Origin of the sequence: Pseudomonas sp. HPB0071 (genome assembly GCF_000478505.2) — a bacterium.
Classification (GTDB): Bacteria; Pseudomonadota; Gammaproteobacteria; order Pseudomonadales; family Pseudomonadaceae; genus Chryseomonas; species Chryseomonas luteola.
Window position 1 is genome coordinate 3,557,276 of record NZ_KI517367.1, and the last position, 26,184, is coordinate 3,583,459.

The 26,184-nt window shown below is 54.1% G+C and carries 24 protein-coding genes; 15 read left to right on the top strand and 9 right to left on the bottom strand.

What is annotated here, in order from left to right:
- Positions 1–15: 15 nt before the first annotated feature.
- The 3 genes from fabB to HMPREF1487_RS16575 form a co-directional block, all read right to left on the bottom strand.
- Positions 16–1,233, bottom strand: coding sequence for a beta-ketoacyl-ACP synthase I (gene fabB, locus HMPREF1487_RS16565; RefSeq protein WP_010797836.1), 1,218 nt, complete (start codon positions 1,231–1,233; stop codon positions 16–18).
- A gap of 12 nt (positions 1,234–1,245) precedes the next feature.
- Positions 1,246–1,761, bottom strand: coding sequence for a 3-hydroxyacyl-[acyl-carrier-protein] dehydratase FabA (fabA, locus tag HMPREF1487_RS16570; RefSeq protein ID WP_010797837.1), 516 nt, complete (start codon positions 1,759–1,761; stop codon positions 1,246–1,248).
- 180 nt (positions 1,762–1,941) lie between these two features.
- Positions 1,942–3,825 carry an ATP-binding protein gene (locus HMPREF1487_RS16575; RefSeq protein ID WP_010797838.1) on the bottom strand — a complete coding sequence of 628 codons (1,884 nt, stop codon included), beginning with the start codon at positions 3,823–3,825 and terminating at the stop codon, positions 1,942–1,944.
- Between the two features lie 196 nt (positions 3,826–4,021).
- Here HMPREF1487_RS16575 and HMPREF1487_RS16580 point away from each other — a divergent pair, with 196 nt between their 5' ends.
- The 7 genes from HMPREF1487_RS16580 (at position 4,022) to HMPREF1487_RS16610 (ending at position 9,629) form a co-directional block, all read left to right on the top strand.
- Positions 4,022–5,050 carry an NAD(P)H-dependent glycerol-3-phosphate dehydrogenase gene (locus HMPREF1487_RS16580; RefSeq protein WP_010797839.1) on the top strand — a complete coding sequence of 343 codons (1,029 nt, stop codon included), beginning with the start codon at positions 4,022–4,024 and terminating at the stop codon, positions 5,048–5,050.
- 8 nt (positions 5,051–5,058) lie between these two features.
- Complete coding sequence (locus HMPREF1487_RS16585) at positions 5,059–5,352, top strand: DUF4389 domain-containing protein (RefSeq protein WP_010797840.1); 294 nt, start codon at positions 5,059–5,061, stop codon at positions 5,350–5,352.
- The gene (sixA, locus tag HMPREF1487_RS16590; protein ID WP_010797841.1) at positions 5,349–5,804 is read left to right on the top strand and encodes a phosphohistidine phosphatase SixA; all 456 of its coding nucleotides are present in this window, start codon (positions 5,349–5,351) and stop codon (positions 5,802–5,804) included. Before HMPREF1487_RS16585 ends, sixA begins: the two co-directional genes overlap by 4 nt.
- 96 nt (positions 5,805–5,900) lie before the next feature.
- On the top strand, positions 5,901–6,338 hold the full coding sequence (locus HMPREF1487_RS16595) for a hotdog fold thioesterase (protein WP_010797842.1): 438 nt from the start codon (positions 5,901–5,903) through the stop codon (positions 6,336–6,338).
- Positions 6,339–6,497: 159 nt separating this feature from the next.
- On the top strand, positions 6,498–7,364 hold the full coding sequence (locus HMPREF1487_RS16600; protein ID WP_010797843.1) for an alpha/beta hydrolase: 867 nt from the start codon (positions 6,498–6,500) through the stop codon (positions 7,362–7,364).
- A 247-nt stretch (positions 7,365–7,611) separates the two neighbouring features.
- A complete protein-coding gene (locus tag HMPREF1487_RS16605; protein WP_037030141.1) occupies positions 7,612–8,412 on the top strand; it encodes a DUF4892 domain-containing protein in 801 nt (266 codons plus the stop codon).
- Between the two features lie 164 nt (positions 8,413–8,576).
- On the top strand, positions 8,577–9,629 hold the full coding sequence (locus tag HMPREF1487_RS16610; RefSeq protein ID WP_037030858.1) for an AI-2E family transporter: 1,053 nt from the start codon (positions 8,577–8,579) through the stop codon (positions 9,627–9,629).
- A gap of 44 nt (positions 9,630–9,673) precedes the next feature.
- On the opposite strand, the gene HMPREF1487_RS16615 is transcribed toward HMPREF1487_RS16610, so the two are convergent.
- Positions 9,674–10,879, bottom strand: coding sequence for a CynX/NimT family MFS transporter (locus HMPREF1487_RS16615; RefSeq protein ID WP_037030143.1), 1,206 nt, complete (start codon positions 10,877–10,879; stop codon positions 9,674–9,676).
- Positions 10,880–11,418: 539 nt separating this feature from the next.
- Between HMPREF1487_RS16615 and selD the strand changes: the two genes are divergently transcribed.
- The 3 genes from selD (at position 11,419) to HMPREF1487_RS16630 (ending at position 13,890) form a co-directional block, all read left to right on the top strand.
- Positions 11,419–12,453 (top strand): selenide, water dikinase SelD, encoded by a 1,035-nt coding sequence (gene selD, locus HMPREF1487_RS16620; protein ID WP_010797847.1) that lies wholly within the window; start codon positions 11,419–11,421, stop codon positions 12,451–12,453.
- Positions 12,453–13,544: a tRNA 2-selenouridine(34) synthase MnmH gene (gene mnmH / locus HMPREF1487_RS16625; protein WP_010797848.1), complete on the top strand. Its 1,092-nt coding sequence runs from the start codon at positions 12,453–12,455 to the stop codon at positions 13,542–13,544. The genes selD and mnmH overlap by 1 nt, the downstream gene beginning before the upstream one ends.
- A gap of 64 nt (positions 13,545–13,608) precedes the next feature.
- Positions 13,609–13,890: a hypothetical protein gene (locus tag HMPREF1487_RS16630; RefSeq protein ID WP_010797849.1), complete on the top strand. Its 282-nt coding sequence runs from the start codon at positions 13,609–13,611 to the stop codon at positions 13,888–13,890.
- 57 nt (positions 13,891–13,947) lie between these two features.
- Here the strand turns inward: HMPREF1487_RS16630 and HMPREF1487_RS16635 are convergent, their stop codons facing one another.
- The 4 genes from HMPREF1487_RS16635 to HMPREF1487_RS16650 form a co-directional block, all read right to left on the bottom strand.
- Positions 13,948–14,691: a YciK family oxidoreductase gene (locus HMPREF1487_RS16635; RefSeq protein ID WP_010797850.1), complete on the bottom strand. Its 744-nt coding sequence runs from the start codon at positions 14,689–14,691 to the stop codon at positions 13,948–13,950.
- 38 nt (positions 14,692–14,729) lie between these two features.
- The gene (gene mupP / locus HMPREF1487_RS16640) at positions 14,730–15,401 is read right to left on the bottom strand and encodes an N-acetylmuramic acid 6-phosphate phosphatase MupP (RefSeq protein WP_010797851.1); all 672 of its coding nucleotides are present in this window, start codon (positions 15,399–15,401) and stop codon (positions 14,730–14,732) included.
- A gap of 4 nt (positions 15,402–15,405) precedes the next feature.
- On the bottom strand, positions 15,406–16,104 hold the full coding sequence (gene ubiG, locus HMPREF1487_RS16645) for a bifunctional 2-polyprenyl-6-hydroxyphenol methylase/3-demethylubiquinol 3-O-methyltransferase UbiG (protein WP_010797852.1): 699 nt from the start codon (positions 16,102–16,104) through the stop codon (positions 15,406–15,408).
- Between the two features lie 89 nt (positions 16,105–16,193).
- The gene (locus tag HMPREF1487_RS16650; RefSeq protein WP_010797853.1) at positions 16,194–17,516 is read right to left on the bottom strand and encodes a TRZ/ATZ family hydrolase; all 1,323 of its coding nucleotides are present in this window, start codon (positions 17,514–17,516) and stop codon (positions 16,194–16,196) included.
- 182 nt (positions 17,517–17,698) lie between these two features.
- Between HMPREF1487_RS16650 and mtnA the strand changes: the two genes are divergently transcribed.
- From mtnA to pheA, 4 genes are all read left to right on the top strand, one after another.
- On the top strand, positions 17,699–18,775 hold the full coding sequence (gene mtnA, locus HMPREF1487_RS16655) for an S-methyl-5-thioribose-1-phosphate isomerase (protein WP_010797854.1): 1,077 nt from the start codon (positions 17,699–17,701) through the stop codon (positions 18,773–18,775).
- Between the two features lie 116 nt (positions 18,776–18,891).
- Positions 18,892–21,711, top strand: coding sequence for a DNA gyrase subunit A (gene gyrA, locus HMPREF1487_RS16660; protein WP_010797855.1), 2,820 nt, complete (start codon positions 18,892–18,894; stop codon positions 21,709–21,711).
- On the top strand, positions 21,711–22,796 hold the full coding sequence (gene serC, locus HMPREF1487_RS16665; RefSeq protein WP_010797856.1) for a 3-phosphoserine/phosphohydroxythreonine transaminase: 1,086 nt from the start codon (positions 21,711–21,713) through the stop codon (positions 22,794–22,796). Before gyrA ends, serC begins: the two co-directional genes overlap by 1 nt.
- Positions 22,797–22,799: 3 nt before the next feature.
- Positions 22,800–23,894, top strand: coding sequence for a prephenate dehydratase (gene pheA / locus HMPREF1487_RS16670; RefSeq protein WP_010797857.1), 1,095 nt, complete (start codon positions 22,800–22,802; stop codon positions 23,892–23,894).
- An 18-nt stretch (positions 23,895–23,912) separates the two neighbouring features.
- Here pheA and bamE read toward each other — a convergent pair whose 3' ends face one another.
- A complete protein-coding gene (gene bamE, locus HMPREF1487_RS16675) occupies positions 23,913–24,446 on the bottom strand; it encodes an outer membrane protein assembly factor BamE domain-containing protein (RefSeq protein WP_010797858.1) in 534 nt (177 codons plus the stop codon).
- A gap of 301 nt (positions 24,447–24,747) precedes the next feature.
- On the opposite strand from bamE, the gene mgtE reads away from it, so the two are divergent.
- Positions 24,748–26,181 carry a magnesium transporter gene (gene mgtE / locus HMPREF1487_RS16680; RefSeq protein WP_010797859.1) on the top strand — a complete coding sequence of 478 codons (1,434 nt, stop codon included), beginning with the start codon at positions 24,748–24,750 and terminating at the stop codon, positions 26,179–26,181.
- The last annotated feature ends 3 nt before the right edge of the window (positions 26,182–26,184 follow it).

Below are 26,184 nucleotides of genomic sequence, written 5' to 3' on the forward strand. Positions count from 1 at the left end.
GCACGCGGCGCTGGATCAGCTATTCCAGCGCTTGAGAATCAGCGTGGCGTTGGTTCCACCAAAGCCAAAGCTGTTGCTCATGACGACGTCGAGCTTGGCATTCTCCTGAGTCTCACGAAGAATGGGCAAGTCTGCTACCTGAGAGTCGAGCTCATCGATATTGGCTGAGCCAGCGATGAAGTTGCCTTCCATCATCAACATGCAGTAGATCGCTTCATGAACACCAGCGGCGCCCAAAGAGTGACCTGACAGGCTCTTTGTAGAGCTGATGGCCGGGGTCTTGTCACCAAAGACTTCTCGTACCGCCTTGATCTCCGCAACATCACCCACCGGGGTGGAGGTGCCGTGGGTGTTCAGGTAGTCAATCGGGGCGTCCACTGTAGACATCGCCTGGCGCATGCAGCGTGCAGCGCCTTCACCGCTCGGCGCAACCATGTCATAGCCATCGGATGTTGCACCGTAGCCTACGATTTCTGCATAAATCTTGGCACCACGAGCAAGGGCATGCTCGAGTTCCTCGACTACAACCATACCGCCGCCGCCAGCGATGACAAAGCCATCACGATTGGCATCGTACGCGCGGGAAGCTTTTTCAGGGGTTTCGTTGTACTGGCTAGACAGGGCGCCCATGGCGTCGAACAGGAAGGACTGGGACCAATGTTCCTCTTCACCGCCACCGGCAAACACGACGTCCTGCTTGCCCAGTTGAATCTGCTCCATCGCCAGGCCAATGCAGTGCGCACTGGTTGCGCAGGCCGATGCCACGGAATAGTTCAGGCCTTTAATTTTGAAAGGCGTTGCAAGGCAAGCCGATACCGTGCTGCTCATAGTACGAGTAACCCGGTAGGGGCCGACACGCTTGACGCCTTTTTCGCGCAAGATATCCAGCGCTTCCATCTGGTTGAACGTAGAGGCGCCCCCGGAGCCGGCAATCAGGCCGGTACGTGGGTTTGAAACCTGCTCTTCGGTCAAGCCTGAGTCTTTGACAGCCTGTTCCATTGCCAGGTAGGCATAGGCGGCTGCATCACCCACGAAGCGCTTGACCTTGCGGTCGATCAGCTCTTCCAGGTTCAGGTCGACGGACCCGGACACTTGGCTGCGAAGCCCCATTTCGGCATATTCCGGATTGAAACGAATGCCGGGACGACCTGCGCGCAGGTTGGCGGAAACGGTGTCTTTGTCATTGCCGAGGCAAGAAACAATGCCCAAGCCGGTGATCACGACGCGACGCATGCGGAAGGACCCTTAGAAACTTTCTGTTGAAGTGAATAGGCCGACACGAAGACCTTCGGCCGAGTAAATCTCGCGACCATCAACGCTAACCGTACCATCTGCAATGGCTAGAATTAGCGAACGTGTAATGGTGCGCTTGATATGTATGTTGTAGGTCACTTTCTTGGCAGTGGGCAGTACCTGGCCAAAAAACTTGACCTCTCCTGAGCCCAGCGCACGGCCGCGGCCAGGATTTCCCTGCCAGCCAAGATAGAAACCTACCAATTGCCACATGGCATCCAAGCCCAGGCAGCCTGGCATTACCGGGTCACCTTCGAAATGGCATTTAAAGAACCAGAGATCTGGATTGATATCCAGCTCGGCGACCAGTTCACCCTTACCGTACTTGCCGCCTACATCGCTGATATGAGTGATCCGATCGATCATCAGCATGTTCGGGGCGGGCAGTTGCGCATTACCCGGGCCGAATAGCTCGCCACGGCTGCAGCGCAGCAAGTCTTCGTGGGTGAAGGCGTGTTGTTTGGTCATGCAAGCTCCTGTAGCTGGCCTGGTGATCAATGTCGGCGATTATAGTGTCGCTCTCGCTATTGGACAGCCACCACATAGACAGCCAAGCCATTTTTAAAGTCACAGCGAGGCGGTAAAACCTCGCGAAAGACGAATTGTGCACGTTGGAGATCAAATACTCCAATAGTGATGCATATCCGATTACAAGGACGTTGCTCCTCGAGACCGCTCGGGCTGGCTAATCCAGCGTTGCAGCATCTGCTGAAGATCAGCTCGCTTGAAGGGTTTTGCCAGATAATCATTCATTCCGGCAGCCAGACAATTTTCCCGATCCCCCTGCAGCGCATTAGCCGTCAGTGCAATGATGGGAACCATAGGTCCAGGCTGTTGGCGGATCAGGCGAGTAGCCTGATAGCCATCCAGCACCGGTAAGCGACAGTCCATGAGAATTGCACTGAAAGACTGCTGTTCGGCCAGACTTACCGCCTGGGCTCCATCCCCTGCGATAGTAATATGATACCCCAGGCTGCGTAACATGGCTTCGATAACTGTCTGATTGACCGGGTTATCCTCAACCAGCAGGACGTTCAGTCCATTGACCTGAAACTCCTGAAGAGGAGACTGGTTGCGCTCTGTCTGCTGGACATGTCGGAAGGGAAGCGGCAATTCGAGCGTAAAGGTTGATCCCTGGCTTTCCTGGCTTATGGCATGAAGCGATCCACCCATCCGCTCCGCCAGTGTGCGTGCGATGGACAGGCCAAGCCCGGTACCTCCGTAACGGCGACTGATGGTTGGGTCAGCCTGCTGGAAGGCATCAAACATGCGCTCCAGACGTTCTGCCGAAATACCTATGCCGCTATCGTGTACCGAGCAGGTGAGCCAGAGCAGGCGCTCATCCAGCGGTTGGCAGTAGCATTTAACCTCGATTGAGCCGCTCTCGGTAAATTTGAGTGCATTGCCAACCAGATTGACCAGGATCTGCCTCAGGCGCGTCGGGTCTCCGGTAACCTCCAGTCGCTCCAGACTTTCGGCGCCTTCAAGCGCCAGCTGCAGACCACGTTGTGTTGCACTGTGCTGGAAAACCTGCACCGAACCTGTAATCAGGTCGGCCAGATTGAATGGAATGCTTTCCAGCTCCAGCGCACCACGCTCGATACGTGAGAAATCCAAAACATCGTTGATGACTTTCAGCAAATGCTCTGTGGATTCGGTAGCAAGGCTGGTGTATTCACTTTGCTCGCGGGATTGCTCTGTGGTTTCAAGGAGCTGCAACATGCCCAGTACGCCATTGAGTGGTGTACGAAGCTCATGACTCATCATGGCGAGGAAGTCTGATTTGGCGCGGTTGGCCTGCTCGGCCTCTTCACGTGCCGCAACCAGCTGATCAATGCTGCGCTGTTGCTCTTCACTGGCCCGCTGCAGGGCTTGGGCAAGATCATTGATCAGATGCGCCAATACGCCCATTTCGGAGTTGTCTGGTACCGGAAGACGGCTGTGGTAGTCGCCTGCGCGAATGGCATTCACGGTACGACCCATGTCGCTTAGCGGCGCGGAAAGGCGCTTGGCCAGGCGCCAGGCCAGCAAGAAGGTAAGCCCAAGTGCCAGTAAGGCCAGTGCGCCTGCCTTGGTCAAAATAGCCTGTTGGCGCTCATGGAAGGCTTCGTTGGTCACGCCAACGGCAACACGGCCAAGGGACCCATTCGAATTGGGTGTGCCCGAGCGGCTGATGCTTGCGTGAAATATCTCTACCTGTGAAGCCGATTGCGCATTGGGGGGCGGATTATGCGCATACATGATGATGCGCTCCTGACGATCGCGGATTTCGATAAAGCGAACGTAGCGGGTCGCCAGTGTGGCCTCCAGGAGGTTGCGTAGCATCGGGAGGTTATCGGTTGAGACCCCATATTCACTGGCAGATGCCAACTGAATTGCAATCAGCTGACCTGTGTGACTGAGTTCGTGATGCAGATCCTGAAGGCGGGCGTATGTGAAATAGCCCGTCAGTACCAATGTAATAATCAGGGCAGGTCCCAGGCTGATGGCTAAAGTACGGGTACGTATGCCCCAGCCGCGTCGCTTGTCCAATAGAGCGTTCTCCGTGAGCCTTGAGCTCGATGCTCTTACTACAATAGGCCATTCTGGCCGTTATGGTGTTAGCGTCCACCTTCAGGAAGAAGGATACGGTAATTACACATGGTTCAATAAAAGAGAGCGGAATGTTAAATAGGGGCTTCGTATAATGTGGATACCGTCGCACATTGCGGCATAAATGGATAACCCGATGAGTGTAAAGCAATCCATAGCAGTCTTGGGCGGAGGCAGTTTTGGAACTGCCCTGGCCAATCTGCTGGCGGAGAATGGTCATCCTGTAAAGCTCTGGATGCGCGATCCTGAGCAGGCTGAAGCTATTCGTCAAGTTCGTGAGAATCCGCGATATCTAAAGGGCATAAAGGTTCATCAATCTGTCGAGCCGGGATGTGATCTTGATGCCTCTCTGGCAGGGTGTGACATTGTCTTTGTCGCGCTGCCCTCCAGTGCGTTACGTAATGTGCTTGCCCCGGTAGCCGATCGCCTGGCGGGTAAGGCGTTGGTCAGCCTCACCAAAGGAATTGAAGCGCATACCTTCAAGCTGATGAGCCAGATCCTTGAGGAGATCGCACCGAAAGCCAGAATTGGTGTGATTTCAGGACCTAACCTGGCGCGAGAGATTGCAGAGCACGCACTGACGGCTACCGTTATTGCCAGTGAAGATGATGCGCTCTGCCAGCAGGTGCAGGCTGTTCTCCATGGGCGTACTTTCAGGGTCTATGCTAGCCGTGACCGGCTGGGAGTAGAGCTGGCCGGAGCCTTGAAGAACGTATATGCCATCATGGCGGGGCTGGCAGCTGCGCTGAATATGGGTGAAAACACCCGCAGCATGCTGATTACCCGCGCGCTCGCCGAGATGACTCGCTTTGCCGTACAGCAGGGTGCCAATCCTATTACATTCATGGGTTTGGCCGGGGTAGGTGATCTTATCGTCACTTGTTCTTCGCCCAAGAGCCGCAACTATCAGGTAGGGCACGCGCTTGGCGAGGGCCTTACGCTTGAGGCGGCAGTTGCTCGAATGGGGGAGACGGCGGAAGGAATTAACACCTTGCGTGTCCTCAAGGAAAAAGCCGATGAACTCGGCGTCTACATGCCACTGGTGCAAGGCCTGTATGCGGTACTGTTCGAGTCCCGCACGCTGGATCAGGTTATTGCTGCGTTGATGCGTGGAGAGCCGAAAACCGATGTCGATTTCTATTTGCCGATAGGCTCCGAAACTTAGGAGAGAATATGTCAGCAGACACTCATGAACGCGAAAGCCTCGCGTTGCGTCTTATCTGGATGGTGATTTTCCTGCTTGTATGGTTAGTGTCGCAGTACATTTTTGCAGGCGTGGTAATTGCTCAGCTGGGCTATCGCCTCGTCAAAGGTACACCAAGTGACGCCTTAAGTGAATTTGGTTCGAGTTTGTCCTGCTATCTGGCGCAGATTGTTCGTTTCGGAACCTTTGCTACAGAAGAAAAGCCATGGCCTCTTGCTGACTGGCCCGATACCGCTTCCTCTATGCAAGAGAAGCAGCCATGACGCTCTGGTTGCTAAGGCATGGTGAGGCGGAGCCGCGTTCAGAGGGCGATGAGTTCAGGCCGTTGACGGATAGAGGGCGTACTGAGGTCAGGCGCAGTGCAGAGCGGCTATTAGGGCAAAGAATCGATGTGATTTATGCCAGTCCATACGTCCGAGCCCAGCAGACAGCCGAGCTGGTCAGGGGTGTTCTAGGGCACAAAGAGCCCATTGTCACTCTGCCCTGGATAACGCCTGATGATGACGTGATCAAGGCTATTGATCTTCTGGATGATCTTTCCGGCAGTAATATCCTGTTAACTACCCATAATCCCTTTGTCAGCTATCTGGCTGGTCTTCTGGTTCATGGAAACCTACAGCAGCCACTGAGTATGGCTACAGGCTCACTGGCTACGCTTGAAGGGGAAATGCGCATTGCAGGTGCTATGGAGCTGGTTGAGCTTTTCCATCCTTGACTGATTCGACGATTCCATAATTTCTAACAAAAAAGAGGTCGTTATGTTAATTGATGCATCAGGTGTGTCTTTACGGGTCTATGCGGAGTACCTGGTATGAGTATCTGGTTCACCGAGCCGGACCTCGCTGCGCTGGATGAGAGTTTGCAAAACACTATTTGCGAGCGCGTGGATATTCATTTTGAGGCTTATGATGAAGATTCGCTCACTGCAAGCATGGCGGTAGATGAGCGTACCCACCAGCCGTTTGGGTTGCTTCATGGAGGGGCTTCTGTTGTCTTGGCAGAAACCGTCGGCTCCATTGCCAGTCTGCTCTGTATCGACAGGAGCCAGTACACCTGCGTGGGGCTTGAGGTCAATGCCAATCATTTGCGCGCTGTTAGACGTGGACGGGTGACCGCTGTGGCAAAGCCTGTCCATCTGGGTCGAAGTACTCATGTATGGGATATCCGATTGTCAGATGAAGCGGGGCGTGCAACCTGCATTTCGCGTTTAACGGTAGCTGTCATCCCCAAAGACCGCATTTCGTCCTGATGCCGCGCCTGGACCAGCCCTTTCGGTTATTAGGTGTTGGTCTTGCGCCTCTTTATATCTAGAGCATTTACTGGTTCGTCGAGCATGAGCGCCATTGCTCTGCGAAGCCCTTCTGCTTGCTTTATTGTCTGATCTGAAAATCAATTATGAGAACTAGACATGACTGCCCATGTACAGGAGTTGCGCCTTAACTTACCCCACCTTGAGCTTGCGGCTCGTTTATTCGGCCCTGAAGACGGGCGGCCAGTGCTGGCTTTGCATGGCTGGTTAGATAATGCCATGACGTTCTCGCGATTGGCCCCTTATCTGGAGGGGTTGCGCATTGTTGCAGTCGACCTGCCGGGGCATGGTTTATCCGCTCATCGCCCGGCCGGTGTTGGCTACCTGCTGCAAGACTACGTGCAGGACGTCTTGATGGCAGCAGAGCAGCTAGGGTGGGAGCGCTTCTCGTTACTGGGTCACTCACTCGGGGCCATTATTTCGGTGCTTTTCGCAGCAGCATTGCCGGAACGTGTCGAGCGTCTGGCGTTGATCGACGGGCTGCTACCGTACACGACAGAGCCGGATGAGGCGCCTGAAAAACTAGGCAATGCCTTGCGTGCTCAGCTTAATTTGCCCAATAAGCGCAAGCCGGTTTATGAGACTGTTCAGCAGGCCGCTCAAGCCAGACTCAAAGGTGTGGGATCGGTCAGTATGGAGGCTGCAGAGCTACTGGCAGAGCGAGGGTTGATGCCTATTCCAGGAGGGTATACCTGGCGCTCCGATGCTCGTTTAACCTTGCCGGCCACATTAAGGCTGACGCATGAGCAGGCCTTGGCGTTCATTAAAAAAGTGCAGTGCCCCGCGAGTCTCGTTGTGGCTGACAAGGGGCTGCTCGTCAACATTCCCGGTATCGATGGACTTCTACAGGAGCTTGCTTGCTATGAAGTTACCCGTTTGGCTGGAGGGCATCACTTGCATCTGGATAACGAGGTTGGCGCAAGAGCGGTAGCAGATTGTTTCAATCGCTTTTTCTCTGCAGCTTGACTCGAATACGGGTATTGATAAGGCTTGTTATGCATAAAGGATCAATAGCGATCAAGTCACAGGGAGCCATGCCTCTAAAGAATGCAGCGTTTGGGCGGTTTTTGAACGTGTATTCGCTCTGTCAGATTCGCCTGTCAGTCCTCAGACAGGAAAAAGCGCGTGCCGGTATAACACGCCACTCTAGGTAAATATGTCCCGCTATTATTTATGGGTCTTTAAATTAATTCAGGGTGATTCACTAATATATATGCGACTTTTTTTTGCGCTTGGTCTGGGGTTCATGACGTGTGCTGCTGTTGCGGCAGATATGCCAGGCGGTGTCGATCTTCCAGTGCTGGCGCGACCTGCCCATGCCGAAATTATTGATTATCGTGAGGCTGGGGCTGTCGAGAAAATGTACCCACAGGGCGCTGTAATTCGTATAGGGGGCAAGTTGCGCCTGGAGGGAGACGTCCAAGCAGAGGGTAAGCTCGTCACGCTGACCTATGAATTACCCCGTGGACATGACCCTATTGCGGCACTCAATGAGGCTAGAAGTACATTGCAGAAGCAGTCTGCGATACCGTTATCGTGGTGTGAAGGACGCGATTGTGGCTCCAGTAATGTGTTTGCCAATGCTATTTTTGGCAAATCGCAGTTGTATGGGCCGGACGAGCAGCAGTCGTATCTCCTATTGCGTCTCGCTCCACCACAAGACGAGACATTGCTGGCGCTTTACGCGATTACTCGGGGTAATCGAAGGGGTTATCTGCACGTGGAACAGCTCGAGGCTTCCACACCTTTGGGCAAGCTGGTAGCAAGTCCTGCAACATTGCTTCGTCAATTGCGGCAAGATGGTGAATTACATCTTCCTGCGTTAGCCGATCCACCAGACGATATCTGGCTGGACCTGGTAGGGCAGTGCCTTAATCTGGACACGGGTACCCGAGTGATCATCGGTGGGCCGCAAGCGGGCAAGTGGGAAAAAGCGTTGCTGGCCAGGCGTATACGAGCGGCCCGGCTTGAAGCTGATCCGAATCGTGAGCCTGGGCTCTATCTGCAGCCATAATCCATCTAGCGGTAACGACAGGTATCTGCCGGGGCGTTAAGCTCTGACACTATCGCTTGCCTGTCCGGCGGATGGAGCCGCTTAAGCAGGACAGTGATTCGATTGTCATCTTAGGAATTTATATGCGGCTTCCTGCTGGTCAGTCTCCCCAATTACCTCCGCCCATGTATGAGCACGATCGCCTGCTCGTCCGCATACTTCTCCTGTCACTCCTTGGTGCCTGTCTATGGGTGTTGCTGCCATTCATGTCGGCCCTATTTTGGGCTGCGGTACTGGCTTACGCCAGTTGGCCTCTGATGCGGGGCTTGACCCGCAGGCTGAACGGCCGTAATACGGTGGCCGCTGCGATTCTTACGATCGGTTGGATATTGTTGGTGGCATTGCCGCTTGTATGGGTCGGTATCGGACTTGCTGATCATGTGCGTGGAACGATTGAGTTAGTTCGCAGCATTCAAGTGGGCGGTTTGCCGCCTGTGCCAGAGTGGGTAGTGCGGTTGCCTCTTGTTGGCGACCGGCTGGCCAGTCTATGGCAAACCCTGGATGCACGAGGTACTGCCTATTTTGACAGCTTGAAGCCCTATCTGGGGCAGATGGGGAATTGGCTTCTGGCGCGAAGTGCGCGCGTAGGTGGCGGCTTTTTAGAGCTGGCGCTAAGTCTTGTCTTGGTGTTTTTCTTCTACCGTGACGGACCTCGGCTGGCTACCTTGGTTGAGAAGCTGCTCGTCAGGCTGATTGGTGCTCAAGCCGGCCATTATATGCAACTGGTCGGCGGCACAGTGCATCGAGTCGTTAATGGAATTCTAGGAACGGCGGCGGCTCAAGGTGTCTTGGCGATGATAGGCCTAATGATCGCTGGGGTGCCCGGCGCGTTAGGATTGGCGCTGTTGACCTTTGCATTGAGCTTGATCCCTGTAGGGCCTCCGCTGGTCTGGATACCTTCAACGATCTGGCTGGTGCTCCAGCAGGAATATGGATACGCCATATTCATGGGACTTTGGGGGCTCTTTGTCATTAGCGGTGTAGATAATATTCTCAAGCCGTATTTGATTAGTCGGGGAGGGGATCTGCCATTGGTAGTCGTATTGCTTGGTGTCTTTGGCGGCCTGCTGGCGTTTGGTTTTATGGGATTGTTTCTGGGGCCTATTCTTTTGGCCGTTGCCTACAATCTGATTCGTGACTGGATGGCAGGCGCTACAGATCAGGTCCCAAAGCCATAACCAAACGAGTGGGGCAAACAAGACGTTTTACCCACTCAAGCACGTTATAGCGGAAGGCTCTTGGCGTTTACATGCAGGTTGCGTCCTGCAAGCAGGCCAAATAACGCGGCTGAAATGGCGATTCCAATAAACAGGATGTCCACACTGCTCCAGCCGCTGCTCATGTCATGGATCACGCCTACCAGCAGGGGACCCATGGCTGCCAATGTATAGCCTACGCCTTGGGACATTCCTGACAGGCGAGCTGCAATATGCGCATCAGGCGAACGAAGTACGATCAAGGCCAGGGCTATACTGAAGGTTCCGCCTTGGCCCAGGCCTAGAATGCAAGCCCAGAACCATAGACTGCCGAGGGAACCGTACAGGCAGCCAAGAAGGCCGGTTAGCGTCATGCTCAGCACCAGGATGATGGCCAGGCGCTGGTCCTTGCCTCGGGTAGCCAGCCAGGGCGTGATAAGCGCGGTCAGTAATTGAAGTAGGACTGAAATGGACAGCATGAGTCCTGCCTCTACAGCGCTGAGACCTCGATCAATCAGGATGGAGGGTAGCCATCCAAAAACAATATAGGCGAGCGACGATTGAAGCCCCATATAAAGAGTGACCTGCCAAGCCAGCTTATCCTGCCATAAGCCTACCACCTGCCATTTCTGGCTGTTCGCATGATGATTAGCGCGGGTTTGCGGCAACCAGACGATTGCTGCCAGGATCGCTGGCGTTGCCCAGAAAGCCAAGGCCGGTTGCCAGCGGTCGTTGAACATATGCTCCAGTGGGGCTGTTGCACCGGCGGCGAGGGCGGCACCCAGGCATAGCGCCATGGTATAGGCGCCCATGAGCATGCCTGCCTGCTCCGGAAAGTCCCGCTTGATAATGCCGGGTAATAGAACGCCGATGACTCCAATGCTGGCACCTGCAACAAGACTGCCTATAAACAGGCCGGCAGGGGGTAACAGACTACGTAAGACAATACCGCCTGCCAGTGTAAGCAGTATCACCAGCACAGTTCTTTCGCTGCCCAGCCACCGGGAGAGGCGAGGCGCCAATGGCGCAAAAAGTCCCAGACACAGGACGGGTGCTGTGGTCAGTAGTCCGGCTGCCGAGCTGGACAACCCGGTCGAGGCCTCGATCTGACGAAGCAGAGGGGAAAGACTTGATAAGGCGGGCCTTAAGTTAAGTGCGACAAGAAAGAGTCCCAGCAGGAGTAACCACGCACGTGCGGGTACAGATGAGGTGTGGGTTGATGGGGCAGACATTAAGTAATCCAAATGTATAAACATGCTCATCCTACCTCAAACAATCGGCAGGACATTTTTGTAGTTGGGGTGGCGAGATATACACACCCGACTAAAACGCCATTGGGCGTAATGTCAAGGGGTTGTAATGCGTAGTAAAGCTATACTTTAAAATTATAAATGACTGAAAAGGCACAGGATTTATGGATTGCCTAAAAAAACGACAGTTTAGTTAAAGGTGGCGTGGCTACTGGCGTTGCGGTGATTTCCACCATCTTTTCCACGAACTTATCCACAGCTTTTGTGGATTAAAAACGTTCATGTCAGGTACTTTTAGGCGTTTATACAATGTTTTTTCGCGACATTTTGTCCTTGTAAATAGCTGGCAAGTTCCATCCGTGGCTCCGTACGAGCCTCGAATCACGCGTATAGCAGGCGTATGCTGGCTATTTAGTCTGGTCATTTACCAAGCAAGCCTAACCTTATCCAGGCTTTGTTAGAATACTGACCTATAAGCGCGCCTCGCGCGTATGAAATTCTTAGCCTTCAGCGGAGTACTTATGTCCGAGCCGATTCGCCTTACCCAATACAGCCATGGAGCCGGCTGTGGTTGCAAGATTTCGCCTAAGGTATTGGAAATCATTCTGGCCGGCAGTGGTGCCCAGCATCTGGACCCGAATCTTTGGGTAGGAAATGCCTCAAGGGATGATGCAGCGGTATATGCCCTTGATGCTGAGCGAGGTGTGATTTCCACAACTGACTTCTTCATGCCCATTGTGGATGATCCCTTTGATTTCGGTCGTATCGCGGCGACCAACGCCATTAGCGATATCTACGCCATGGGTGGCGATCCTTTGATGGCAATTGCAATTTTGGGCTGGCCTGTCAATGTGCTTCCGCCTGAGGTTGCACGGGAAGTGGTGGCAGGTGGTCGCAAGGTTTGTGACGAGGCGGGCATCCCGTTGGCTGGTGGACACTCTATCGATGCGCCTGAACCTATTTTTGGTCTGGCAGTAACAGGTGTCGTCGAAAAGCGAAACATGAAGCGAAACGACACGGCTTCGTTAGGCTGCAAGTTGTTCCTTACCAAGCCTCTGGGCATCGGCATTCTGACTACCGCTGAAAAAAAATCAAAATTGCGTGTGGAAGACATGGGTGTCGCACGCGATTGGATGTGTCAACTGAACAAGCCGGGTAGTCGCTTTGGCAAGTTGGCTGCCGTCACCGCAATGACAGATGTAACGGGCTTCGGGCTACTGGGACATCTGGTGGAAATGGCTGACGGCAGCGGCTTAACTGCCCGGGTCGAATATAACGCAGTTCCACGTTTGCCTATGGTTGAGCAGTATCTGGAGTGGGGGTGTGTGCCTGGTGGCACCTTACGCAACTTCGATAGCTACGGTGACCGTATTGCATCGCTATCCGAGCAGCAGAAATTGCTTTTGTGTGATCCCCAGACCAGTGGCGGGCTGTTAATCGCGGTCGAGCCGCAGGGCGAGTCAGCATTCATGTCGGTCGCTCGAGAGCTAGGCCTGTCACTTCAGCCTATTGGCGAAATGGTTGATCGACAGCGGCATGCGGTTGAGGTGTATTGATGCGCGATGACGCTCGGGACTACCGCTCCCTCTTTCTTTCTGGTGTGCCGCTAATGGATGTGCGTGCACCCGTCGAGTTTTCCAAGGGCGCTTTTCCGGGCGCAACCAACCGGCCGTTGATGAATGACATCGAGCGGCAAAAGGTGGGTACCTGTTACAAGCTGAAGGGGCAGCAGGCTGCTCTGGAGCTTGGACACTCTCTGGTTTCCGGCAAGTTGAAGGAAGCGCGGGTACAGGCGTGGGCCGAGTTTGCCGAGGCCAATCCGGAGGGCTATCTGTACTGCTTCAGGGGTGGCCTGCGGTCGCAAATCACTCAGCAATGGCTGCTTAGTGAGGCAGGTATTGCCTATCCGCGTGTAGCCGGCGGCTATAAGGCCATGCGTACGTTTCTCATGGAAACACTGCTTCAGTCTGTTGAGGAATGCCGCTTCGTATTGGTGGGCGGTATGACTGGAACTGGCAAAACAGAAGTCATCGCTCAGCTCGACGATAGTGTTGATCTGGAAGGGCATGCCAATCATCGCGGCTCAAGTTTTGGTAAGCGCGCCACCGTACAGCCATCACAAATCGATTTTGAAAACAGTCTGGCCATCGACCTGTTGAGGCGTCGTGCAAAGGGGCAGGATCGTTTTGTGCTGGAAGATGAGTCTCGGTTGATTGGGCGGTGCTCCTTGCCTTTTGAGTTGCACCAGGCCATGCAGCATTTTCCTATGGTATGGCTGGAAGACACCCTGGAGGGGCGTGTCGAGCGAATACTAAAGGACTACGTGACTGATCTGGCAGCCGAGTTCAATCGTGAGCATGGCGACAGCGGATTTGATTTGTTTGCTGAACAGCTTTGTAAGAGTCTTTCCAATATTGCCAAAAGACTGGGCGGCGAGCGCTATCAACGCCTGGTGGAAATCATGAATGAAGCACTCGCGGTGCAGAAGGTCAGTGGCGATGTAGAGCAGCATCGTGAATGGATTCGAGCGTTGCTAAGTGAATATTACGACCCTATGTATGCCTATCAACGCGAGAATAAGTCAGGGCGCATCCTCTTTGCTGGAGATCAGCAGGCGGTCGTGAGTTATCTCAAGGCAAACCGTTGAACAGGCTAGTTAAAACGAGGTCTTTAATGCGCCGGATTTACTTATCCATTGAAGGAGTCAAATCATGAATCGCTGGCTTGCAATGATGCCTGTCGCGGCGCTGGTACTTGCTGGATGTGCAGCCAAAACGGTCAATCGAGACAGTTGTGCAGCGGAAGTGAACGCTGCATGGAAAGAACTGGATATAGCCAAAACCGAAGGGTTTGCAGGTACGGTCAGCTACTCCAAGGCGCTGGGCTTGATTTCAACCGCCAAGACTCAGCAGCAGGTAGAGGCCTATAACGGCTGCGTTCAGAATGCTCAAAAGGCGCGCTTTTATATTCGCGAATCACGCGCTGGTCGTTGATTGATCCAAGGATGAACATCTCACATGTTCATCCTTTCTTGCTTCCCTTTCCTCTATCTAGCCTTGAGCGTTGAACGCTTGCCCATTGACGTGTGCGCTGTCTGGTCCCATCAAATAGAGGTAGACGGGCATGATCTCCTCGGGTGTTGGGTTGCGTGCAGGGTTTTCAGCAGGGTAAGCGAGGGCACGCATGTCGGTTCGGGTTCCGCCGGGATTGATACTGTTGGCCCGTACGGCCGCAGTGCCATCCATTTCATCGGCAACCACCTGCATAAGGCCTTCGTTGGCAAATTTAGAAACGGCGTATGCTCCCCAATAGGCACGTCCTTTTCGCCCCACACTGCTGGAGGTGAAAATGATCGAGGCATCGTTCGATTGTCTGAGCAGTGGCAGTAGCGCACGCGTTAACATGAAGGCTGCGTTGACGTTGACTTGCATAACCTGCATGAAGGCTTCTCCGCTGGTCTGCTCAACAGAGGCGCGAGGACCTAGAATACCTGCATTGTGCAAAAGACCATCAAGTCGACCAAACTCCGTCTCTACCATGGCAGCCAGCTCTTCGAACTGCTCAGGCCGTGCGGCTTCAAGGTCAAAAGGAACGACTACCGCTTGTGGATGGCCAGCAGCCTCGATTTCATCGTAGACCTCGTTGAGGTTCTCTTCTGTCTTACCCAAGAGCAGGATGGTTGCGCCATGGGCAGCATAGGTTTTTGCCGCTGCCCGGCCAATGCCTCGTCCGGCACCTGTTACAAGGATGATTCGATTTTTGAGAAGGTCAGGGCGGGCCTTGTATTCAAACATCTTGACTCCCAGCCGCTCGCTTGAGCGGCCCTACTGTTTTAACAGCCGCAAATGGCGCGGTCCAAGGCGTCACGCAGCTCAAGCGGGTGATCTACTACCAGATCGGCGCCCCAGTGAGCAGGATTGTCCTCTGGATGGATATAGCCATATCGCACGGCCGCTGTTTTGGTGCCCGCTGCGCGCCCCGATTCGATATCTCGACGATCGTCACCGACAAAAATGACGGCTTGCGGCTCGATATTGATCTGTTTACACGCTAACAACACGGGCTCTGGATCAGGTTTGCTGTAGGTGACATGGTCAGGGCAGACCAGAACGGCTGAACGTTTAGCAAGGCCAAGTGCCTGCATGATGGGCTCAGCATAACGGACGGGCTTGTTGGTGACTACGCCCCAAGTCAGACGAGCCCGTTCCAGGTCCGCCAACAATTCTTCCATGCCCTCGAATAGGTGAGAGTGAATGGCGCAGTGATCCTGATAGCGGTCAAGAAAGTCCAATCGTAGTGGGTCAAACTCATCGCTCAAGGGATCTACTTCGAACGCGCTGGCTACCATGGCTCGCGCGCCACCCGATACGACGTCCCGGACAGTTTTCTCATCGACGGCTGGCAAGCCTCGATCAGCGCGCATGGACTGGATCACGGCGATAAAGTCAGGTGCCGTGTCGAGCAATGTGCCGTCCATATCGAACAGTACTGCTTTTATTCGCATCCTATTACTCCTCGCGGATGGTGCGCAGCATGTAGTTTACGTCGACATCATTGCCCAACTTGTAGACCTTGGTAATCGGGTTGTAAGTCATACCGATGACATCGCGTACGTGTAGGCCGGCGTTTCGGCACCAAGCGCCTAATTCGGATGGACGAATAAACTTGCGGAAGTCATGAGTGCCGCGCGGCAGCAGACGCAAGACATATTCGGCGCCCACAATGGCAAATAGATAGGATTTGGGGTTGCGGTTAATCGTAGAGAAAAAGACATGGCCGCCAGGTTTGACTAGTGTCCGGCATGCTTGAATCACAGATGCCGGATCTGGGACATGCTCAAGCATTTCCATGCATGTGACGACATCGTAAGCGCCGGGCGTTTCAGCTGCCAGCTCCTCAGCGGTAATGCGGCGGTAGCTGACGGGCACACCTGATTCCAGTTGGTGAAGCTGTGCAACTGAAAGCGGCGCTTCGCCCATGTCGATTCCTGTGACGTCCGCACCCCGTACTGCCATGGCTTCGCTCAGGATGCCGCCGCCGCAGCCTACGTCGAGTACTTTTTTGCCGGCGAGGTTGGCGTGTTGGTCAATCCAATTGACGCGCAGCGGATTGATATCATGAAGCGGCTTGAATTCACTCTCTCTGTCCCACCACCGCGAGGCCAGGGCTTCGAATTTGGCGATCTCGGCATTATCGACGTTGGACATCCCTTACACTCCATTCTCTAAATTCGTTGTGCAAATGCGCTTGTGATTTGGCATTTGCTAGATGAACGCACCACTGACGCAGCCAGTCGTTAGCGAGTGGCTATCTTTTGGCCCCAGGTGCGAGCGTTCTCGATAAGTTCTTGTTCATCCAGGCGGGTCAGCTTGCCGTCCTTTAACAGGGGGCGACCACCCACCCAGACATGCTTCACGCAATCACGGTTGCTGGCATAAATCAGTTGAGACACTGGGTCATAAATGGGTTGCTGAGCCAGTCCGCTCATGTCGAAAGCGACCATGTCAGCTGCCTTGCCTACCTCAAGGGAGCCCAAGCAGCGCTCAAGACCCAGGGCACGTGCCCCATTGAGTGTGGCCATACGCAAGGCTCTGTGTGCATCCAGTGCTGTTGCGGAACCGGCTACGGCCTTGGCCAGGAGAGCGGCGGTACGGGTTTCGCCCAACAGATCCAGGTCATTGTTGCTGGCTGCCCCATCCGTACCTATGGCGACGTTCACGCCTGCCTGCCAAAGCGTTTCTACCGGGCAGAAACCGCTGGCTAGCTTGAGATTGGACTCAGGGCAGTGGATTACATGAGTGTTGGTCTCAACCAGGTTTTCCAAGTCTTCCTCGTCGATCTGGGTCATGTGGACAGACTGGAAGCGGGGACCTAAAAGTCCTAGCCTGCGCAGGCGAGCAAGCGGACGTTCCCCTGTCTTTTCGATTGCCTCCTGAACCTCGCCAGCCGTTTCATGCACATGCATGTGGATGCATGCGTCAAGTTGATCGGCCAGCATCAGGACATTGGCTAGCTTGTCATCGCTGACGGTGTAGGGAGCGTGAGGCCCAAAAGCGACCTTGATGCGCTCATGGAGCTTCAGGTCATCAAAAAGCTCAAGTCCCCGGCGTATCGCCTCATCTGCAGTCCTTGCCCCTGGTACAGGAAAGTTCATGATCGGCAGGGTGACTTGCGCCCGCATACCTGACTCGTGGATGGCCTCACACGCTACCTGCGGAAAAAAGTACATATCCGAAAAGCAGGTTATGCCGCCTTTGATTTGCTCTGCGATGGCCAATCGGGTGCCGTCGCGGACAAAATCCTCGCTTACCCATTTGGCTTCAGCGGGCCAGATATGCTCCTGTAGCCAAGTCATGAGCGGAAGGTCATCCGCAAGGCCACGAAACAGTGTCATCGCAGCATGGCCGTGCATATTGATGAGGCCCGGACTCAGTAGCATGCCGGGAAGTTCGACTGACTCGGCCGCCTGATAGCGTCGCAGATCAGAGCGGGGTGCCAATACGGCGACTTGCCCATCCTTGATGCCGATAGCGTAGTCAGTCAGTACCACCCCGGCCGGTTCCACCGGAACGATCCAGGTGGGGAAAAGAAGCAGGTCAAGGGGCACGACACCGGGCATGGAAGGGCTTCCTGAAAGTAAATAAATGAAAGTATAACTGGCGTCAGCCCAATGGCGGGACTCAGTCGGGCCACATTATCGATAAAAGCGTTTATAAACCCATGTATTCGCGATGTCCTGTCACAGCGGCTTGTATCACCCCTGTATAATCGACTTTTTTGTTTCAGGCGATGAGGGTGATCATGCGCGAGCGACTTCTGGCCGCAGAGAAGGTCAAGGCTATCGAGTGGAAAGAGGGCGTACTGCATCTGCTGGATCAGCGTTTATTACCCATGCAGGAAGTCTGGCTCACGTATGACTCGGCCAGTGGTGTGGCCGAGGCAATCAGGCAGATGGTCGTGCGAGGAGCACCGGCAATCGGTATTAGTGCAGCCTACGGCGTTGTGCTAGGCGCTCGAGCGCGCCAGCAGGCAGGAGAGGACTGGTTGCAAACGCTGGATGAGGATATGCAGATGCTCGCAGAGTCCCGTCCTACAGCGGTCAACCTGTTCTGGGCGCTTAACCGTATGCGAGAGCGCCTGAAGCGACTCAAGCCGGGCGAGGAGGCACTAGCGGCCCTTGAAGCGGAGGCCGTTGCCATCCATGAGAGCGATCGCGAAGCCAATCTGACCATGGCGCAGCTCGGGGTCGAGTTGATTCGCAAGCATGGCGATGGCGTTCAGACGCTTCTGACCCATTGCAATACCGGTGCGTTGGCGACCGGAGGGTTTGGAACCGCCCTGGGGGTTATTCGTGCGGCTCACCTGGAGGGACTTGTGGACAAGGTATTTGCCGATGAGACGCGCCCGTGGCTACAAGGTGCCCGCCTTACTGCCTGGGAGTTGGCTGGCGAAGGCATTCCTGTCACTTTGAATGCCGATGCGGCAGCGGCCCATCTGATGAAAACCGGCAATATCTCCTGGGTCATCGTAGGGGCTGACCGAATCACAGCCAACGGTGACGTTGCCAACAAGATCGGGACCTATCAGCTGGCCGTCAATGCAATGCACCATGGGGTGCGCTTTATGGTTGTGGCGCCCAGTTCGACCATCGACATGAATCTAACATCCGGTGAGGACATCCCCATCGAGCAGCGTGAGGGACGCGAACTGCTTGAAATAGGCGGTGTTCGGATTGCGGCAGAAGTCGATACTGTAAATCCTGTTTTCGATGTAACGCCTGCTGATCTGATTGATGCGATTGTCACGGAGCGAGGCGTCGTGGAGCGGCCCACTGCAGAGAAAATGGCTGCACTTATGAACCGCAAGCGCTTGCACTGATTTTTCCGTTTAACACGACTCACACATCGCCTGCGGGAAACCGCTGGCAACCCTTGGTTTGTGGTAGTATTTACCGCTTTCCCGCAGGGTGTTGAAACTAAGGAACCAGGCTTCTCATGGGCGAACTGGCCAAAGAAATCCTCCCGGTCAATATTGAAGACGAACTCAGACAGTCTTACCTCGATTATGCGATGAGCGTAATCGTCGGACGCGCATTGCCGGATGTGCGCGACGGCTTGAAACCTGTGCATCGCCGTGTGCTTTATGCCATGAGCGAGCTGGGTAACGATTGGAACAAGCCTTATCTAAAATCCGCCCGTGTCGTGGGCGACGTAATCGGTAAATACCACCCTCACGGCGACTCTGCGGTATACGACACGATTGTACGTATGGCGCAGCCGTTCTCCCTTCGCTACATGCTGGTGAATGGTCAGGGTAACTTCGGTTCGGTTGACGGTGACTCCGCAGCCGCTATGCGATACACCGAAGTGCGCATGTTCAAATTGACCCACGAAATCCTGGCGGACCTGGATAAGGAAACCGTTGACTGGGTAGACAACTATGACGGGTCCCTGAAGATCCCGGCAGTCATGCCTACAAAGGTTCCGAACCTTCTGGTCAATGGCTCCAGTGGTATCGCGGTGGGGATGGCTACTAACATTCCGCCTCACAACCTGACCGAAGTGATTGATGGCTGCCTGGCGCTGATCGAAAACAGAGAGCTGACTGTCGACCAACTGATGCAGTATATCCCGGGACCTGATTTCCCGACGGCAGGCATCATCAACGGCCGGGCAGGTATCATCGAGGCTTATCGCACAGGGCGGGGACGTATTTACGTACGTGCACGTGCTGACGTCGAAGATATCGACAAGTCAGGCACTCGCCAGCAGATCGTCATCACCGAGCTGCCTTATCAGCTGAACAAGGCTCGTCTGATCGAAAAGATTGCCGAGCTGGTGAAAGAACGCAAGATCGAAGGTATCACCGAGCTGCGTGATGAGTCCGACAAGGATGGCATGCGTGTCGTGATCGAGTTGCGTCGTGGTGAAGTGGCTGAGGTTGTGCTGAACAATCTGTATGCACAAACCCAGCTGCAAACAGTGTTTGGTATCAATATCGTTGCGCTGGTGGACGGCCAGCCCAAGGTCCTTAACCTAAAGGACATGCTTGAGGCATTCATCCGTCACCGTCGCGAAGTGGTTACCCGTCGGACCATTTATGAACTGCGTAAAGCGCGTGAGCGTGGTCATATTCTCGAAGGCCAAGCGGTTGCGCTGTCCAATATCGATCCGGTTATTGAACTGATCAGGTCCTCTCCAACCCCAGCTGAAGCCAAAGAGCGGCTCATTGCGACCGGTTGGGAGTCCAGTGCTGTCGAGGCGATGGTAGAACGCGCTGGTGCGGATTCCTGCCGCCCGGAAAACCTTGATCCGCAGTATGGTCTTCGTGACGGCAAATACTGGCTATCTCCTGAACAGGCGCAGGCCATCCTTGATTTGCGACTGCATCGCCTGACCGGCCTGGAGCATGAAAAGCTGCTGGCTGAATATCAGGAGATCCTGAAACAGATTGCAGAGCTGATCCGAATACTCAACAGCCCTGAGCGTCTCATGGAAGTCATCCGTGAGGAGCTTGAAAAGATCAAGGCAGAGTTCGGTGATGCACGTCGTACTGAAATCGTCGCGTCTCAAGTCGACCTGACCATTGCTGACCTGATCACAGAAGAAGATCGTGTCGTCACCATTTCCCATGGCGGCTACGCCAAGTCCCAGCCCTTGCATGCCTACCAGGCTCAGCGCCGTGGTGGTCGCGGCCGTTCTGCCTCGGGCGTGAAGGAAGACGATTACATCGAGCATCTTCTCGTCGCCAATAGCCATACCACACTGCTGTTGTTCTCCAGCCTGGGTAAGGTGTACTGGAAAAAGACCTACGAAATTCCTGAGGCTTCTCGTGCTGCACGTGGTCGTCCGCTTGTAAATCTGCTGCCATTGGCTGAAGGCGAGCGTATCACTGCGATGTTGCCAGTAGATCTGGAGGCCGTGCGTCAACAGGCACCTGAGGATGAAGACCTGGGTGATCAGGACGATGTCGTTGAAGACGTGGTGCTTGAAGATGATGTTGAGGTCGATGAGGGCGCAGAAGGGGTTGAAGATAGCGGCAAGGATGAGCCTACCGGATCCTATATCTTCATGGCTACTGCTTACGGCACGGTCAAGAAAACCCCGCTGGTGCAGTTCAGTCGTCCTCGTAGCAATGGCCTGATTGCGCTGAAGCTGGAAGAGGGCGATAGCCTGATTGCAGCGGCCATTACCGATGGCGCCCAGGAGGTCATGCTGTTCTCTGACAACGGTAAGGTCATTCGCTTCAAGGAGCGTCATGTCCGCACAATGGGACGTACAGCCCGTGGTGTCCGCGGTATGCGTCTGGGTGATGGGCAGCATCTGATTTCCATGCTGATTCCAGAAGAGCAGGCGCAGATACTGACAGCCAGTCTGAATGGTTATGGCAAGCGTACTGCTATTGCTGAGTATCCGCAGCGTGGTCGTGGTGGTCAGGGCGTAATAGCCATGGTAACCAATGAGCGTAATGGCCCGCTGATTGGCGCTATTCAAGTCCTTGAAGGTGAGGAAATCATGTTGATTTCCGATCAGGGTACGCTGGTGCGTACACGGGTTGATGAGGTTTCCCTGCAAGGCCGCAACACGCAGGGTGTAACACTGATCAAGCTTGGCAAGGGCGAGAAGCTCGTAGGCCTTGAGCGTGTGCAGGAGCCCTCTGTTGACGACGAGTTGATTGAGCATGAGGGCGAGCTTGATGACGAGTTGCTTGAAAAGGAGCTTCCTGTCATTAGCGAAGAGCCAAGCGATGAGGATGTCCTGCCGGGCGCCAACGATGTTCCCTCTGATGACATGCCCAATGAGGACGATGAGTGATGAGCAAGCGAGCGTATAACTTCTGCGCTGGCCCGGCTGCGCTGCCGGAGGCGGTACTGAAACAAGCTCAGGCCGATCTGCTCGATTGGCAGGGGCGCGGCTTGTCTGTCATGGAGATGAGTCACCGTGGCGACGACTTCACTGCAATCAGCTCGAAAGCCGAGCAGGACTTGCGGGATTTGCTTGTAATCCCCGCTGATTACAAAGTGCTTTTCCTGCAGGGCGGGGCAAGTCTACAGTTCGCTCAGATTGCACTGAACCTGCTACCTGAAAGTGGAAAGGCTGATTACATCGATACAGGGATCTGGTCACGCAAGGCTATCGAGCAGGCGCAAAACTATGGCGCAGTGAATGTTGCCGCCAGCGCCAAGAAATACGATTACCTGGCTATCCCTGGGCAGAATGAGTGGCAGCTTTCCAAGGATGCGGCCTACGTTCATTACACGCCGAACGAAACCATTGGCGGTCTTGAGTACAACTGGATTCCTGAGACAGGCGATGTTCCTCTAGTTGCTGATGCGTCCTCGAACCTGCTGTCACGTCCTTTGGACGTGTCACGGTTTGGGTTGATTTATGCGGGCGCACAGAAAAACATCGGACCCAGTGGGCTTGTAGTGGTGATCGTTCAGGAGGAGTTGCTGGGGCGGGCACGTTCCTCTTGCCCCAAGCTCCTTGATTATAAGGTCGAAGCAGACAATGGTTCGATGTACAACACGCCCGCCACGTTTTCCTGGTATCTGTCTGGCCTGGTGTTCCAGTGGCTGAAAGATCAGGGTGGACTACCTGCCATCGAGCGGATCAACCGTCAGAAGCAGGAGCTTCTGTATGGCTTCATCGATAGTAGTGACATGTACATGAATCCGATTGCGGTAAATGATCGTTCCTGGATGAACGTGCCTTTCCGCCTGGCAGATGAGCGTCTGGACAAGACTTTCCTGTCGGGTGCCGAAGAGCGAGGCCTTCTATATCTTCAGGGGCATCGCTCGGTAGGTGGCATGCGCGCATCCATCTACAACGCTGTCAGTCTTGAGGCTGTGCAAGCACTGGTCGCCTATATGACAGAGTTTGAAAAGGAGCACGGTTAAACCATGGCGGAACAAGAGCTCAAGGCCCTGCGCCTCCGTATCGATAGCTTGGATGAACGGATTCAGGAACTCATCAGTGAGCGCGCCCGCTGCGCTCAGGATGTGGCTCGCGTGAAAATGCAGTCGCTAGGTGAGGGTGAAAGCCCGGTTTTCTATCGACCGGAGCGCGAAGCGCAGGTGCTCAAGCGGGTAATGGAGCGTAACCAGGGCCCGTTGGGTAACGAGGACATGGCTCGTTTGTTTCGAGAGATCATGTCGTCATGCCTTGCGCTTGAAGAGCCATTGAAGGTTGCCTATTTGGGGCCGGAAGGTACGTTTTCGCAGGCGGCTACGCTTAAGCATTTTGGTATGGCGGTAAAGACACGGCCAATGGCCGCTATCGACGAAGTTTTTCGTGAGGTGGCGGCTGGGGCCGTAAATTTTGGTGTGGTTCCTGTTGAGAACTCAACTGAAGGTGCCGTCAACCATACGCTTGATAGTTTCCTGGAGCATGATCTGGTTATCTGCGGCGAGGTGGAATTGCGTATCCACCATCATCTGCTTGTGGGTGAAACGACCAAGACAGATAGCATTTCGCGTGTTTACTCACACGCGCAGTCCCTGGCTCAGTGCCGTAAATGGCTAGACGCGTATTTCCCTAACATCGAACGAATCGCAGTTTCGAGCAATGCCGAGGCTGCGAAGCGGGTTAAAAGTGAATGGAATAGCGCGGCGATAGCAGGGGATATGGCGGCTTCCCTGTATGGTTTGTCAAAGCTGCATGAGAAAATCGAAGATCGTCCAGATAACTCCACGCGGTTTTTGATTATCGGAAATCAGGAGGTCCCGCCTAGCGGCGATGATAAGACGTCTGTGATCGTGTCGACTCGCAATAAGCCGGGCGCCTTGCATGATTTGCTAATGCCGTTTCATGCCAACAACATTGACCTGACGCGCATCGAAACACGTCCGTCCCGCAGTGGTAAGTGGACCTATGTTTTCTTTATAGACTTCATCGGTCATCAGCATGATCCTCTCATCAAGGATGTGCTGGAAAAAATCAATGGCGATACGGTCGCCTTGAAAGTTTTAGGGTCGTATCCTAAAGCAGTGTTGTAACGCTCGAAAGCCACACCGTTAGGGTGTGGCTTTTTTATATTTGCTTTCTGTATCTGCAACGCATCCCGCATCATCAAAACTAATGACGCGTGAATGCTTCTTGCGCTGCGTTACATAGTAGTAACGGGCGCGATTATTGTTCTCGATGATCCTGTCTGGCTTTCCCAGGGCGCTTTCGACATCCTCTTTCGTCATGCCCGCTATAACCTTTTTGTGGATGACCGCCGTTCTTCTTTCCGAGCCTGAAAGCACGTTTGGGCAGGCTCCTTCCTTGGCTCCCACAACTGCCAGTTCATGGTGGGCAGGCAACTGATCCTTGGCGGGAGAAGGTGAGGATAACGGTTGTGTCGATATCGGTGTTTTGGGTCCGTTGCCGCCAGGCTTGGGATTATCAGCGGTTTGGTGGCTGATCGTATCGCCTTTAAGGCAACCATTTGCGGAAAAGCTGATATGGCCGTCTTCGCTTGCACACCGAAAGACCGTTGTGGCAGTAGCCATATTTGAAAAAAACAACGTTACCAAACATAGAAGTGTAACGGGATTACGGTACATAGCTGTCCTCCATGACATCTGTTCATAGCGTAGTGCGAGATGCGCCGTGCCGCTGTGATTGGCTCCGCAGATCAACGGCCAGGCTCGGTCAGGCATGAGCATTAGCTGCCAAATGATTGTTTTTACTGTTTTACATCGCCGATTCAGCGCATGCAGTGCTATGATTCCGCTTGTCAGCCCCGCCGGGGCTCGTGGACCCTTTCCATGGACATACCCCGATCTAACAAACTTCGATCGCTGTTTCGTTTATTAAAGATTTAATTCCCGCAGCGCGCTCCGTTGCCGGGGATGGAGTGCGCTTATGAGTGAAGTGGAAGCAAGAAAGCCACAGGAAAGTTTGCAGGAGCGACTGGCTCAAGTCGTTGAGCTGCTCCATCAGTATCGTTTCGTTGAAGGTCCCGCTCACGACGAGCAGGTTGTACAGCCTGATGAGGCGCTGCATGAAGAGGGGCTGTCCGAACTCCGTCGCCGTCTGGATGAACTGCATCCGGCCGATATTGCTTTTATCCTTGAGGCGCTTCCACTTCATGAGCGTCTGACCGTCTGGAGCCTGGTTAAGACCGAGCGTGACGGCGACATCCTTCTTGAAGTCTCCGACTCTGTTCGTGAAACACTGATCGCCGACATGGACGATCAGGAAATCCTTGCAGTGGCAGGACAGCTGGATGCTGATGAGCTGGCCGACCTGGCGCCTGACCTGCCTCGAGATGTTGTACATGAGCTTATGGAGGCTCTGGACGCCCAGCAGCGTGAGCGGGTGCGCTCAGCGCTTTCATATGAAGAGGATCAGGTTGGCGCACTGATGGACTTCGAGATGGTGACTATCCGCGACGATGTCACGCTTGAGGTTGTTCTGCGGTATTTGCGTCGCTTGAAGGAGCTGCCAGGCCATACGGATAAGCTGTTTGTTGTCGATTATGACGGCATATTGAAGGGCGTGCTTCCTGTGAAGCGGCTTTTGGTCAATGACCCGGAAAAGCAAGTCGCTGAGGTAATGGCTAACGACCCGGTAGCGTTTCATCCTGATAATGATGCCTACGAGGCCGCTCAAGCGTTTGAACGTTACGATCTAATTTCTGCGCCTGTCGTTGACAAGAATGGCAAATTGATAGGTCGTCTCACTATCGATGAAATGGTGGACTTGATTCGCGAGGAAAGTGAATCTGAAGTCCTCAACATGGCGGGTCTTCGTGAAGACGAAGATGTTTTTGCTTCTGTTTGGAAGTCGGTCGGCAATCGTTGGACCTGGCTTGCTACGAATCTGGTAACGGCGTTTGTTGCCTCTCGTGTAATCGGGCTCTTTGAAGGCAGCATTGAAAAGTTAGTAGCGCTGGCCGCCTTGATGCCTATCGTTGCAGGTATTGGCGGTAATTCGGGTAATCAGACGATCACTATGATTGTGCGTGCTATCGCGCTGGGTCAGCTCAATGCCAGCAGCACCATGAGATTGTTGAGGAAAGAGCTAGGTGTTGCGCTCTTCAATGGATTGATTTGGGGTGGGGTAATTGGCCTGATTGCCTATTACCTTTATAACAGTTGGTCGTTGGGGGTCGTCATGACGGCTGCCATGACGTTGAATCTCTTGCTAGCCGCGTTTATGGGAGTATTGATTCCCATGACGTTACAACGGTTTGGGCGAGATCCCGCAATGGGGTCCAGTGTGCTGATTACAGCAATGACAGACAGCGGCGGCTTTTTCATCTTCCTTGGTCTTGCCACTATGTTCCTTCTGTAACTT

Coding starts and splice junctions, on each gene's coding strand:
- fabB (WP_010797836.1), bottom strand. CDS start 1,233: ATGCGTCGCGTCGTGATCACCGGCTTGGGCATTGTTTCTTGCCTCGGC.
- fabA (WP_010797837.1), bottom strand. CDS start 1,761: ATGACCAAACAACACGCCTTCACCCACGAAGACTTGCTGCGCTGCAGC.
- HMPREF1487_RS16580 (WP_010797839.1), top strand. CDS start 4,022: ATGAGTGTAAAGCAATCCATAGCAGTCTTGGGCGGAGGCAGTTTTGGA.
- HMPREF1487_RS16585 (WP_010797840.1), top strand. CDS start 5,059: ATGTCAGCAGACACTCATGAACGCGAAAGCCTCGCGTTGCGTCTTATC.
- sixA (WP_010797841.1), top strand. CDS start 5,349: ATGACGCTCTGGTTGCTAAGGCATGGTGAGGCGGAGCCGCGTTCAGAG.
- HMPREF1487_RS16595 (WP_010797842.1), top strand. CDS start 5,901: ATGAGTATCTGGTTCACCGAGCCGGACCTCGCTGCGCTGGATGAGAGT.
- HMPREF1487_RS16600 (WP_010797843.1), top strand. CDS start 6,498: ATGACTGCCCATGTACAGGAGTTGCGCCTTAACTTACCCCACCTTGAG.
- HMPREF1487_RS16605 (WP_037030141.1), top strand. CDS start 7,612: ATGCGACTTTTTTTTGCGCTTGGTCTGGGGTTCATGACGTGTGCTGCT.
- HMPREF1487_RS16610 (WP_037030858.1), top strand. CDS start 8,577: ATGTATGAGCACGATCGCCTGCTCGTCCGCATACTTCTCCTGTCACTC.
- HMPREF1487_RS16615 (WP_037030143.1), bottom strand. CDS start 10,879: ATGTCTGCCCCATCAACCCACACCTCATCTGTACCCGCACGTGCGTGG.
- selD (WP_010797847.1), top strand. CDS start 11,419: ATGTCCGAGCCGATTCGCCTTACCCAATACAGCCATGGAGCCGGCTGT.
- mnmH (WP_010797848.1), top strand. CDS start 12,453: ATGCGCGATGACGCTCGGGACTACCGCTCCCTCTTTCTTTCTGGTGTG.
- HMPREF1487_RS16630 (WP_010797849.1), top strand. CDS start 13,609: ATGAATCGCTGGCTTGCAATGATGCCTGTCGCGGCGCTGGTACTTGCT.
- HMPREF1487_RS16635 (WP_010797850.1), bottom strand. CDS start 14,691: ATGTTTGAATACAAGGCCCGCCCTGACCTTCTCAAAAATCGAATCATC.
- mupP (WP_010797851.1), bottom strand. CDS start 15,401: ATGCGAATAAAAGCAGTACTGTTCGATATGGACGGCACATTGCTCGAC.
- ubiG (WP_010797852.1), bottom strand. CDS start 16,104: ATGTCCAACGTCGATAATGCCGAGATCGCCAAATTCGAAGCCCTGGCC.
- HMPREF1487_RS16650 (WP_010797853.1), bottom strand. CDS start 17,516: ATGCCCGGTGTCGTGCCCCTTGACCTGCTTCTTTTCCCCACCTGGATC.
- mtnA (WP_010797854.1), top strand. CDS start 17,699: ATGCGCGAGCGACTTCTGGCCGCAGAGAAGGTCAAGGCTATCGAGTGG.
- gyrA (WP_010797855.1), top strand. CDS start 18,892: ATGGGCGAACTGGCCAAAGAAATCCTCCCGGTCAATATTGAAGACGAA.
- serC (WP_010797856.1), top strand. CDS start 21,711: ATGAGCAAGCGAGCGTATAACTTCTGCGCTGGCCCGGCTGCGCTGCCG.
- pheA (WP_010797857.1), top strand. CDS start 22,800: ATGGCGGAACAAGAGCTCAAGGCCCTGCGCCTCCGTATCGATAGCTTG.
- bamE (WP_010797858.1), bottom strand. CDS start 24,446: ATGTACCGTAATCCCGTTACACTTCTATGTTTGGTAACGTTGTTTTTT.
- mgtE (WP_010797859.1), top strand. CDS start 24,748: ATGAGTGAAGTGGAAGCAAGAAAGCCACAGGAAAGTTTGCAGGAGCGA.